The sequence below is a fragment of the Bacillus sp. OxB-1 genome (assembly GCF_000829195.1).
GTDB lineage: Bacteria > Bacillota > Bacilli > Bacillales_A > Planococcaceae > Sporosarcina.
On sequence record NZ_AP013294.1, the window covers coordinates 1,706,069 to 1,718,202 of the forward strand.

The 12,134-nt window shown below is 49.4% G+C and carries 10 protein-coding genes; 3 read left to right on the forward strand and 7 right to left on the reverse strand.

Features of this window, described 5'->3' with window-relative positions; translation table 11 throughout:
- Positions 1-128: 128 nt before the first annotated feature.
- From OXB_RS08400 to brnQ, 3 genes are all read right to left on the reverse strand, one after another.
- Positions 129-1,718 (reverse strand): SulP family inorganic anion transporter, encoded by a 1,590-nt coding sequence (locus tag OXB_RS08400; protein ID WP_041073405.1) that lies wholly within the window; start codon positions 1,716-1,718, stop codon positions 129-131.
- A 288-nt stretch (positions 1,719-2,006) separates the two neighbouring features.
- Positions 2,007-2,783, reverse strand: a complete 777-nt coding sequence (locus OXB_RS08405; protein WP_041073407.1) for a C40 family peptidase — start codon at positions 2,781-2,783, stop codon at positions 2,007-2,009.
- 192 nt (positions 2,784-2,975) lie between these two features.
- Entirely contained in the window at positions 2,976-4,301 is a 1,326-nt protein-coding gene (gene brnQ, locus OXB_RS08410) for a branched-chain amino acid transport system II carrier protein (protein WP_041073410.1), read from the reverse strand.
- 534 nt (positions 4,302-4,835) lie between these two features.
- Here brnQ and OXB_RS08415 point away from each other — a divergent pair.
- Positions 4,836-6,734, forward strand: a complete 1,899-nt coding sequence (locus tag OXB_RS08415) for a sensor domain-containing phosphodiesterase (RefSeq protein ID WP_041073411.1) — start codon at positions 4,836-4,838, stop codon at positions 6,732-6,734.
- 111 nt (positions 6,735-6,845) lie between these two features.
- Entirely contained in the window at positions 6,846-8,171 is a 1,326-nt protein-coding gene (locus OXB_RS08420; RefSeq protein WP_041073413.1) for an NAD-dependent malic enzyme, read from the forward strand.
- A gap of 205 nt (positions 8,172-8,376) precedes the next feature.
- Here the strand turns inward: OXB_RS08420 and OXB_RS08425 are convergent, their stop codons facing one another.
- The 3 genes from OXB_RS08425 to OXB_RS18655 are packed head-to-tail and all read right to left on the reverse strand — an operon-like array spanning position 8,377 to position 10,703.
- Positions 8,377-10,032, reverse strand: a complete 1,656-nt coding sequence (locus OXB_RS08425; protein WP_041076513.1) for a b(o/a)3-type cytochrome-c oxidase subunit 1 — start codon at positions 10,030-10,032, stop codon at positions 8,377-8,379.
- Positions 10,032-10,535: a cytochrome c oxidase subunit II gene (locus OXB_RS08430; RefSeq protein WP_041073415.1), complete on the reverse strand. Its 504-nt coding sequence runs from the start codon at positions 10,533-10,535 to the stop codon at positions 10,032-10,034. Before OXB_RS08430 ends, OXB_RS08425 begins: the two co-directional genes overlap by 1 nt.
- Before the next feature lie 21 nt (positions 10,536-10,556).
- Positions 10,557-10,703, reverse strand: a complete 147-nt coding sequence (locus tag OXB_RS18655; protein WP_144399669.1) for a cytochrome c oxidase subunit 2A — start codon at positions 10,701-10,703, stop codon at positions 10,557-10,559.
- Between the two features lie 321 nt (positions 10,704-11,024).
- On the opposite strand from OXB_RS18655, the gene OXB_RS08435 reads away from it, so the two are divergent.
- Positions 11,025-11,717 carry a glucosamine-6-phosphate deaminase gene (locus OXB_RS08435; protein ID WP_041076515.1) on the forward strand — a complete coding sequence of 231 codons (693 nt, stop codon included), beginning with the start codon at positions 11,025-11,027 and terminating at the stop codon, positions 11,715-11,717.
- A 106-nt stretch (positions 11,718-11,823) separates the two neighbouring features.
- Here the strand turns inward: OXB_RS08435 and OXB_RS08440 are convergent, their stop codons facing one another.
- Positions 11,824-12,129, reverse strand: coding sequence for a hypothetical protein (locus OXB_RS08440; RefSeq protein WP_041073417.1), 306 nt, complete (start codon positions 12,127-12,129; stop codon positions 11,824-11,826).
- Between the last annotated feature and the right edge of the window lie 5 nt (positions 12,130-12,134).

A 12,134-nucleotide genomic window follows, 5' to 3' on the forward strand; every position in this document is an offset into this window, starting at 1 on the left:
AAAAAAGCGGCCGCTTGAAGAAGCCCCTCGAAAAGCTGCGATCGTGAAATGAAAAGCAGGTCCATCCGGGAAGGGGTGGACCTGCTTTAGTATGGGAACATAGGCACCTACCATTCCTCTCTCTCCCTTCACATAAAGAAGTTCCCTTCCCCGACTTTATCGTAAAGGCCGCTTTTTTTGAAAATCGGGATCTTCTCTTTCGGGAGCCGTTTGACGATAATCTGGATGCCAGCTTTTTTGGCATCATCGAGCAATGCGGAAAGGGCGGCTTCGCCGGTTGCATCAATGACGGATAGGTGCTCCAGATCGAGGATCATCCGCTTCGCCTTCGTTTGTAACAGAGCAGGGAGCTGGTCTTCGAACACTTTGGCGGTGCCGAAAAATATAGGTCCGTCGATAATATATTTTTGGATGGCTTCCGGATTGCCGCCTCCGAATTTCACCAATTCCACTTCGGATGGTTTGCCTTCTTTAATGCTTAGTTTGCCGCTCATTTTACGCAAGAAAGACATAGCTGCCAGGAGAATCCCGACTTGTACAGCGATGGTCAAGTTGACAAAGATCGTCAGCAGGAATGTCGTCACTAAAACGATCGAATCGCTCGAGCGAATAGACAGGATATGGACGAACGCTTGGCGGGCGCTCATATTCCAGGCGACATACATGAGAATCGGTGCCATCGCGGCGAGCGGGATATAGGAAGCGTACGGTGCGAAAAGCAACAGGAAAGCGAGAACGAAAAGGCTTTGTGTCACACCCGAAACCGGGCTGACGGCCCCGGACCGGATATTCGTCGCCGTCCGTGCAATCGCTCCAGTGGCTGGAATCCCGCCGAACAGCGGTGTAACGATATTGGCGATTCCTTGGCCGAACAGTTCCCGCTTGGAATTATGTTTCGGCACTTCCGGTTTCATGCCATCCGCAACAACACCGGATAACAGGGACTCGATGGCGCCCAACGCCGCGATAACGAGGGCAGGCTGCCAAAGATTGACCAGTTTGGACAAAGTGATGTCCGGGAATGAAAAGCTGGGAAGCGTTTTGGGAATCCCTCCAAAGGCGGTCCCGATTGTTTCTACCTTTCCTGGAAATAAAAAGATCGAAAGGAGCGTCGGGACGAGCAGCGCAACGAGCAGCAGCGGAACTTTCGGTGCAATCCGCGGCAACACGAGAATGACCGATAAGCCGATGAGCGCGGTCAGGACACTGAACCAATTGATCATATGCAGGTTTCGGAATAGACCAATCATATTTTCATGGAAAAATTCCTTCTGTTCCAGTCCGGTCAGCCCAAGGAAATTTCCGATCTGACCGGTGAAAATGATGATGGCAATCCCGGATGTAAATCCGATCGTGACCGACTTCGGAACGAAATGAATTAAATTACTGATACCGAGAAAACTCATGATGACGAGAAAGACGCCGGCCAGCAACCCGGCGATAAGAAGGTCTTCATAGCCGTATTGGAGCACGACTCCGAGCAGGATGGGGATGAATGCGCCGGTAGGCCCTGCAATCTGAAACCGGGAACCCCCGAACAAAGCGACCAGGAGACCGGCAATGACGGTAGTGTAAAGTCCGTACTCCGGCTTCACTCCCGAGGCAATTGCAAAAGCCATCCCAAGCGGAATGGCCACGATACCTACAGTGACCCCCGCAATCAAATCTTGGCGGAAACCGGCTGCATTGTAATTTATATAACGATCGTCTTTCAACATTCCATTCATCTCCGGAATAAGGTATTTCTTACAAGTTCCTGTACCAAGTGTACCGTACAAACGGCTTAGTGACAAGGGTGCATCCGCCCAGCGGTTGAAGAGGTGACCGTCACCTATACAACTCCTGGACTATTATGAATTGCGTATGAACGGTTGTTTGAATCTCTGAGGTCACAATAGCACTGGAGAGCTTCCAAAATAGGAAAACCTGTCATGAAAATGCAAAAAAACACCGCCCGGCTGTTGTCGCCGAGCGGTATTTTACTATTTCGGAAAAGTTTGTCTTCGCTATTTGATTTGATTGAATCGCTTATAGCCGACAAGTTTTTCCTGCCAATAGGGATAATCGACGGAGGAAATTTCCACTTGCTTCGTTCCGGCGTGGATGAACTTTCCGTCTCCCAAATAGATTCCAGCGTGGGAGATGCCTTCCCGGTAGGTATTTTCGAAGAAGACTAGGTCCCCGGGAACCGGTTGCTCGACTGCCGTCGATTGGTTGAACATGCCGATCGTGTCAAGGCGGGGAAGGGCAAGTCCGGCTTGATTGAAGACATAATAAATGAACCCGCTGCAATCGAAGCCCTCTTCCGTCGCGCCCGCCCATACATACGGTGTGCCGAGGAGCGGCATGGAGACGTCGACTGCCGCGGCTAAGACGCCATTCGATGGTGCCGCCGGGGCTTGTTGAGCAGGCGGTTTTGAATCGTTCACTTGCGGGCTTGCCGGTTTCGCAGGCGCTTTCGTCCACGAATTGATGGACGACGTCGCGGTTTTATCTTTGCTTATGGCTTGTCCTACTGAATTGGTCTGCTTCGCTGCCGCCGGTTTCTTGGTAGTTGCCTGTTTCGGTGAAACGACCAGCTTTTGATCGATCTTAATAGAATCCGAGGCCAGGTTATTCATGCTTTTCAATTCATCCACGGTCAATTTATGCTGCGATGCGATTTTCCAAAGCGTATCCCCCGGTTTGACGACATGGGTATCCGTTGAAGCCTGCGCGCTTCCCGCAGCGATCAAGGTCGCCAGCGAGACGGAAGCCAATACCGAAAAAGCCTTCTTTTTCATCTCAATTCCCCTTTCAAACGACAAACCCTTTTCTTCTATTTTAATAGTTTACAAGAAATACTACAATGTTACATAGGGTTACATTTGTGTTACAGTTTTATAAATATAATAAATACGACGCATCTCGAAATCATTACATGACGAAAAAGCTGCCGCGGTATCATCCTACGGCAGCTTTTTCGATTTCATTTTTCAAATGGTATGTTTCTGTTTCGTCAATTTTCCAATCAAGACACCGATCAGTGCACCAATGATGGCAGGCACGAGCCATCCGATCTGCTGCTCGTATAACGGGAGGTGGGAAAGTATGGAGGTGACCGGCTTGACATCAATGTCCGCTCCCCGGAGTCCATCGAAGATACTGACGACTGCCGTTGCCAGCAAAGCAAGTACGTAGACAATCGGCTGTCTGTTGAAGGATTTGTCAATAAACGACAGGAGCATCAAGACAATTGCCAGTGGGTAGATCATGAGCAGCACTGGAATGGAAAAAGAAATGAGCTGCGTCAAACCGACATTGGCGATTACCGTACTGAAACCCGCAAAGATCAACACGAAAAGCTTGTAAGACGTGCTAGGAAAAAGTTCCTTGAAATACTGTGCACATGCGGAGACGAGACCGATGGACGTAGTCAGACACGCGAAAATAATCGTAACGGCAAGAATAATGGAACCGTACTGCCCGTATAACACATTGGAAGCAAGAGCCAGCACAGCGCCTCCGTTACGTTGAACCCCGAAGGCTTCCACACTCGTCGCCCCGATATAACCGAGAGAAATATAGACGAATGCCAATCCGGCCGCTGCGATACTGCCCGCGATAACCATGGCCTTCAGGACGGGACGCCTCTCCGTCACACCTTCCGCTTTTAGTGCGTTAATCACGACAATTCCGAAAACTAAGGCGGCGATGACATCCATCGTCAAATAACCTTCCACGAAGCTCCGGAAAAAGGGTTGGTTTACGAAATCACCCTGCGGTTGTCCGATGTCCCCGATCGGTGAGATGATGCTTTTGACAGCTAACGCCCCGATCACGATAAAAAGAACAGGTGTCAACCATTTACCGATCCGGTCGACAAGCTTAGCCGGGTTCAGTGCAAGCGCCACTGTAATCAGGAAAAAGATGACGGTGAAAATGACGAGCGGCCAATTGGAGGAAACAACCGTTTCCGGCAAAAAGGGTACGACTCCAATTTCGAATGAGACGGTGGCTGTCCGGGGGATACCGAAGAACGGGCCGATCGCCATGTAGACAATCATCGTGAAAATGATACCGAAAAGGGGATGGACACGTCCTGCAATGGTCTGCAATCCGCCGCCCGCGTTAGCGATGGACAGGACTGCCAAGAGGGGCAGGCCAACCCCGGTGATGAGAAAGCCGATCATGGCAATAAATAATTCATCCCCTGCCATTTGGCCGAGCAATGGTGGAAATATAATATTACCGGCTCCAAGAAACAAGGCGAAAAGCATCAAGCCGATTATAAAGTTTTTCTGAAAAGACAAAGTAGTCACAGCTCCTTAAAAAATAGACGTTCAGCAATAGGTTCATTATAAATCTATAAAGTAAAAACGTCTATGAAACCTAATCCAATCCGAGTAGGTCAATTGTATTGTGAATGTTTGAAAAAACGTATAGATATTTCGTATCAATTATGGTATTCTCTGTGAAACGATAAATTTCGACAATTTCTCCTAGGCAGAGAGAAAATCATGGGAGAAAGGCTTATTCTTCGAAGAGATTCACATGAGTGAAACAGGAAGTCAGGGCCCGCTAGTTTCATGAACAATGTGCAAAACGGCTCGTTCCGCGCTATCGGTGTTTTGAAGATTGGCTAGAGGAATGTGGAACAGGGGAAATAGTAAATAATCGACGTGTCCTGTTTAGGAAAAAACGGAATTTGTTATAGAGCACCTAACATTTCACGAATTAAAAACACTAACTCCCAATCCATTAATTGAATTAGTGGCCGATAGAATCACTAAAATATGCTAAAAAAATGCCGATATAATAGAATTGAACAGGCTGAAAAGGGAGGTGCTGATCTAATGGAACGTTCAATTGAAACAATCAATACGACGCTGGAAAAAATTCGTCACCAGCAGCAATTGCTCTATTCTCATGCCAAACAGCTGAAGCTCACCCGGGAGTCGATCAAGCACACGCTGGAAGAGATTTGTCAGCAGATTGCCGAAGTGATGGCATGTGAGCGAGTCGGAATCAGGCTGTTCAATGAAAAGAGGACCATCCTGACTGCGCGGAATTTCTACGATGCCACGCGTCAAGAACAATCTTCCGGAAAATGCCTATCCCAACAAGATGTGCCTACATATTTCGAGGCGGTTCAACAGGGCCGGACGCTAATGGTGAAAGATGTGACAACCGATCCGGCTACAAAGGAATTGTATCAAAAAGGGTACTATGATCCGGCTACTCAATCCATGTTGGATGCTCCTATCATTCTAAGCAGGGGGATTGGCGGTGTCTTATGTTGTGAAACGACCGAAAAGCGGGAATGGTCAGTTTTTGATCAAGTGATTATTTCAGCTTTGGCAGACATGGTCGCTTTTATTTTCGACCGGATCTACCGGATTGAAATAGAGGAGCATATACATACGCTGGCCTACACCGACCCGCTAACCAGCCTTGACAATCAGCATGCCTTCCTTAGAAATGTGGAAGAGTTGCTGCCGAACCTATCGCCTCATGGACAAGGCGTCTTCCTCTACCTGATCCTTGATCAATTTACAGAAATCCAGGGAGTCCTAGGCCATGATGGGGGAGACGAAGTTTTGAAGGAAACGGCGAGGCGCTTGCGGTCCTTATTCCCGGCTCCTGCCATCACCGCACGCATCGGATTCGACCATTTCATTGTTTTTATTCCCCATGGGTATGCTGCCGAAACAGCCACCTTGTTCATGGATCGATTGGCGGATGAAATCAGGAGGCCGATGCACATCGGAGGTCATGAAGTCTACTTGACCTTCAGTTATGGAGTCTCCTATTATCCGGAACATGTACAGACCGCGAAAGAGGGGCTGCAGACGGCCCATGTCGCATTGCAATCGGGAAGGAAGAACAAGACTCGTAAAGCGGGCCGGGTCTATAAGCCGGGCATGCATACGACCATGAAGGAAATGATGCTATCGGAAATCAACCTTCGAAAAGGTCTGGATCTTAACGAATTCCGTCTCTTCTACCAACCGCAAGTCGATGGGGAAACGGGGGAGTTGAAAGGGTTTGAAGCGCTCATCCGTTGGAAGCATCCGGAACGGGGGTTGATCTATCCGGGGGACTTTATCGACCTTGCCGAATCGACCGGGTTGATCTTGCCGATCGGGGAATGGGTCATTAAAGAAGCGTTCACCCAACTGCGTAGATGGGAAGATGAAGGCCGGGGCCATTTGAAAGTATCCATCAATTTGTCACCGCGCCATTTTCTGCATCATACTCTTCCTGATTATCTGATCAAGTGTGCCAATGAATCGGGAATTGAAATGAATCGGCTGAAACTGGAGATTACAGAGAACGTCGCATTGCAAGACCAAGTAGCCGTCAAGCAGAGAATCAAGCAATTGGTCGACCTCGGATTTGACATTTCCATCGATGATTTCGGAACAGGATATTCCGCATTTATTTATTTACAACATTTTTCGGTCCAAGAAATTAAAATCGACCGCCAATTCATCGTGGATTTGACAATTGATCCGAAAAGTTCTGCCATTGTCCAAACAATCATCCGATTAGCTAAGATGCTCGGACTTTCCGTTATTGCGGAAGGGGTGGAAACCGAGGAGCAATGGATCCGTTTAAAGCAGTTGGGCTGCACGAAGATCCAGGGCTATTATTTCAGCAGACCGCTCCCCGCCGACGAAATCGATAAACTTTTGGAAGACACGGGTGGAAAACTTCCCGTGCAAGATGCAACCGTAGATCAAAATGAATAGAAAATGATGTTTGAGGGTACATGACGTATCGTAGTGGTACGATTTCTTGTCACCCTTTTTTTCCGTGTGTACAATGGTGGGACAACGAATGCGAAACGAGGAGGCAGAGATATGGAACTGAGTCAGTTTATGCGAAACCTGATTATCGAAACTCCTTCCATCCCCGGCAATTTAGCAAAAGTGGCCACGGCAATCGCGCAATGGAAAGGCGATATCGGCGACATCCAGACAATCAAAGTCGGCACCCTTTCCACCTTGCGGGACATTTCCATCCAATGCGAAGATGAAGAGAATTTGAAACAGATCGTCGATGCAATCAATGCAATCGGCGACGGCATTCATGTGCTCGCCGTGACGGACGATGTGCTGCAAGCGCATGAAGGGGGCAAAATCCAGATGAAAGGCCGGATGGAAATCCGGTCACTCGGCGATTTGCGGAGAGTGTACACCCCTGGCGTCGCCAATGTTTGCGAAGTGATAAAAAACGATCCATCCCAAGCCGATTATTTCACGGGTATCTCGAACTCTGTCGCCATCGTGACGGACGGCACCGCCATTCTAGGTCTCGGCAATATCGGTCCGGTTGCGGGAATGCCTGTGATGGAAGGGAAGGCTGTCCTGTTCGACCAGTTCGCGGGTATCAGCGGCATCCCGATTCTGCTCGATACGAGCGATCCGGACGAAGTGGTCAAGACAGTGAAGCATATCCATAAAGGGTTTGGCGGGATTTTATTGGAAGATATCGGATCGCCCCATTGTTTCGAGATCGAAGAGCGGCTGAAAGCGGAACTCCCGATTCCTGTCATGCATGACGACCAGCATGGCACGGCAGTTGTGACACTCGCTTCTGTCTTGTCCGCCTGTAACCAAACGGGTGTGGAGCTCAGCGGTTCCGTTGTCGGACAAGTCGGCTTGGGCGCGGCGGGGCTGGCCATTAGCCGGATGCTTATGGAATATGGTGTCCGGGAAATGCATGGGGTCGACCGCAATGAGGCGGCGCTCGAACGGATGAAGCATTACGGCGGCAACGTCCTCGGTTCGCTGGAAGAGCTGATGGAAACTTGCGATATTGTCATAGCGACGACAGGCGTTGCGGGGTTGATTCGACCTGAAATGGTGCAGAAAGGGCAGATCATCTTGGCGTTGTCCAATCCGAATGCGGAAATCAAACCGGAAGTAGCACTTGAGGCGGGGGCGGCTTTTGCGGCGGACGGTCGCCAAGTGAATAATGTCCTTGGCTTCCCAGGCATTTTCCGCGGTGCCCTGAACGCGCAGGCAAAGGCGATCACCTATCCGATGCTTATCGCAGCCGCCTTGGCCATCGTCGAGACGACGAAACCGGGGGATCTGGTTCCTCATCCGCTCGACCCGCAAGTCCACCAAAACGTCGCTGAGGCTGTTGAACGGGTGGCCAATGAAACCCAATCGTTGCAATGAAGTGCGAAAGTGAGTCGGGAAGTCCCGGTTTGCAAGTAAAGTTCCGGCGAGTGCAAGCAAGTGGATGCCGAGCGCAAGCAACGGTCGAATGAATGCAATGAAACATCAGGTGAGTGCAAGCAACCGGCATTCGGGTGCAACGAACTTCCGCCTGCACGAAAAACCCTCCCAGGAGCGGATGCCCCTGGGAGGGTTTTGTCATACCTTATCTTCCGATTGGCCAGTCGAATGGTGACGAGCCCGGAGGAGAGTGTTTCAGGATGTCGAAGACCGGAATTGTGTACGCGAACAGGATGAGCGCAATGGTGACACCGATCCAGAGATACCAATTCTCGAGCACTTTCGGAGTCGGATCCGCATCTTCCTCCTCCTCGGCAATCGGATATTCCTCCACACCGCGTGGCGCAAAGAAGGCAAGTTGAATGAAGATATACACCATCAAGATGATGCCGATGAACAAGATTGTTCCGCCGATGGCTTGGGAAAGCTGGTAGCTGATCCATGTCTGCACCTGCTCGCCGCCCGCATATTCAGAGTAGTTGGAACGGCGCGGCCCGCCAAGCAAGCCTTGGATGTGCATGGACGTCGACATGATCGTCATCCCGATTGTCCAGATGATGGACTGGATGATGCCCAGTTTGTTGAGTTTCGGAGTCAATCGTCTGCCTGTCAAATGCGGGATCAGCCAGTACGAGATACCGAAGAACGTCAGGATGACCGTAGTGGCTACGGTCAAATGGAAGTGACCGGTGACCCAGATCGTATTATGGATAAGCGCGTTCATCTGGTGGGAAGCGTTGATGATCCCGCCGGCCCCGCCCGGAATGAAAGCGACCATCCCGATGAATGGCGCAAGGAAACGGACATCTTTCCACGGCAGTTTCTTGAACCAGCCGAACAGGCTCGTATACCCTTTTTTCCGTCCAGTCGTTTCAAATGTGGCAAAAATCGAGAAAGCCGTCATCAATGTCGGAATGACAACCATGAATGTCAGCACAACTTGGATGAATTTCCATGTCGGGTCGATGCCGGGCTCGGTGAGCTGGTGGTGGAAACCGACCGGAATGGAGAACATCAATAATAAGATGAATGACAATCTAGCGAGAGAATCACTGAATAATTTTCCGCCGATAATTTTCGGAATGATCGCATACCATGCCATGTAAGCCGGCAACAGCCAGAAATAGACGAGCGGGTGGCCGAAATACCAGAACAACGTACGGCTCATTAGGACATTGATCGTCTCCGCATATCCGAGCGACCAAGGGATGAATTGGATCAACACCGAGGAAGCGACTCCCAATGACGCGATGAACCACATTAACATATTGATCGTCACCATGAAGGCAAGAAGCGGTGATTTCTGCCCTTTATGCGCCTTCTTCCAAACATACAGCTGGCGGAAGTTGACGAACGCCGCAACCCAGCTTCCGACGATGACCAGCGCAAGACCGAAATAGAACGCGGGGTGTGCCCGCAACGGAGCGTAGAACGTATACAAGACGGACGCCTCGCCGACCAGAATCGTGATGGCAGCCATAACGGTCCCGACGAGCATCGTCCAGAAGGAAATCCAGGCGACTTTCATCTGTTTATCTGAAATACCGACCGTTTTCCCCATTAAGGAGAATTGGAATCCGATGATGAAAAACGTAGTCAAGACAAGTCCGAGAATGACGCCGTGCACTGTCAAGATCGTATAATAATCGATATTGAAAGGCAGTGTGAACCTTCCTGATCGCACCAAGGTCTGCAAGAGACCCATCAAGCCGCCGACCAGAAGGGAAATATAGGTGACATACATGAAGGACATGTATAATCGCGATTGTTTTTTAGAGAGTGGCAATTGGTTGGCTACCATCATTCATACACCTCCACTGTACCGAACATCTGATGATGCCCGATGCCGCAGTATTCATTACATACGATTGTAAATTCGCCGTTCTTTTTCATAACCGCCTCGAAGCGGCTGATATGGCCCGGTTCAACCATCATATTGACATTCGTCCCTGCAACCTGGAAGCCGTGGACGACGTCCTTCGTAGTGATTTGGAAGAGGACCGTTGAGCCTTTGGGCACCCGGATCTTCCGGACCGCATTGTCTTCTGCATCCCTTCCCATATCGTAGTTGAAAGCCGATGCGACGATATTCACTTTATATTTTCCATCCGCCACTTCCCGGAGCCCCAAATTTTCAGGTTTGAATTCTTCGTGGGCTTCGACGTTGTTCGGATCGATCGTTTCAATATGACTTTGCGGGTGGGTTCCTTTCCAAAATGCAGCAAACCCGATAATAAGGAGGAATAGGGCAAGGGAGCCCATTCCGAATGCAAGCCATACTTTTTCATATTTATGCAGATGCATAGAGTACCCTCCTGACATATATTATCTAGATAAAAAGAGTGCGTAAGAAGCGAACCAAGATAGTAGGATGAAAACACCAAGCAACATGACCGCGATGAAAGTCCCTTTCAAACTGATTTCAGATGGACCTCGATCGGAATGTGGCGGTGTCGGTTTTCGTTTGCCCATTGTGTACCCTCCGTTTCGTTAAGTGTTCGGTTTCTTACTATCATCATAATCCTCTGGGACGATTAGGGAATTAGGGGATTCCCTAGGTTTCATTCAAACAGTGTGAACTTCACAATTCGTTCACTCGCTCTTCATCGTTTTGACAAAATGATTTGCTGGACTGAAATGTTTGGAAGCAAGCAATTCGGGATAAAGAACACTAGTGCCAAGGGAATTAATTAAAAAATTAAAAGAAAAATTGTTGACCATACTGTTTATGGAAATTACAATTAGCAATGTGGTGAAATCCTAAGTGGAAGTAGGTTGGAGAGAATGGAAAACATGCAGCTGATTAAAGTGGAAAACCCCGAACAGGGGGCGGAGCGTGTATTTGAAATCGTCAGGGAAGAACTGGAGAACGGCCGACTGAACGTGCTTGGGCTGGCGACAGGAAGCACCATGATCCCCGTCTATAAAATGTGGACGGATTCCGATTTGGACTTCAGCAACGTAACTTCATTCAATTTGGATGAGTATGTCGGAATCGCAGCTGATAGCCCGAATAGTTATGCATATTTTATGAAAGCTCATTTATTCAATAAAAAGAAATTCAAAGAGACGAACATACCGGACGGAATGGCAGAAGACTTGGACGCGGAATGCCAGGCATACGAGGATCTGCTGGTGAAACATCCGCTTGACATCCAGTTGCTGGGTGTCGGGGAGAACGGCCATATCGCATTCAATGAGCCAGGTACGCCGTTCGAGTCGGTCACGCATGTGGCACAATTGACGGAATCGACATTGGGCGTCAACAGCCAATATTTCGAGAATGACGAAAAAATTCCGGAAACGGCCTTGACGATGGGCATCACGTCGATCATGCGGGCGAAAAAACTGATCTTGCTTGCTTTCGGCGAGAAAAAGCGGGATGCCATCACCAAATTGGTGGAAGGCGAAGTGACGCTGGAATGGCCGATCACGAACTTATTGAAGCATGAAGATTTCATTGTCATAACGGATCTGGAATTGTAAGCATATGAAAAGACTGCTTCCCGGTGGAGGCAGTCTTTTCGCGTTTTTATGGATTAGGATCCAGCGATTGTCGTGTGGTCAAAGATACAGTGGTTGGCGGCAGGAATCACTTCTGTTCCAAGTTCGGGGACGTTGGGGAGTTGGTGTCCGTTTCGTCCGGATCCCGCCCATTCTCGACGATGCTCAATGGGGCGCGAGTGGATGGGGAAGCGGGCTCCTCATTGGGACGGTATCGTTCATATTCACCGGCTGCCGGCGGGAGATGATCATCCCGCTTCAATTCCCTGTTCCGGGAAGTGGGGACGGAGTCGGATTGCTTTATCCCAAAACTCGGCGGCGTTTCCTCGGTCGACTGATTCTCTGCATGAACTGGTTTTTTCAGGCGGCCTGGAAAATGACCTTCATTTTTCACGCACA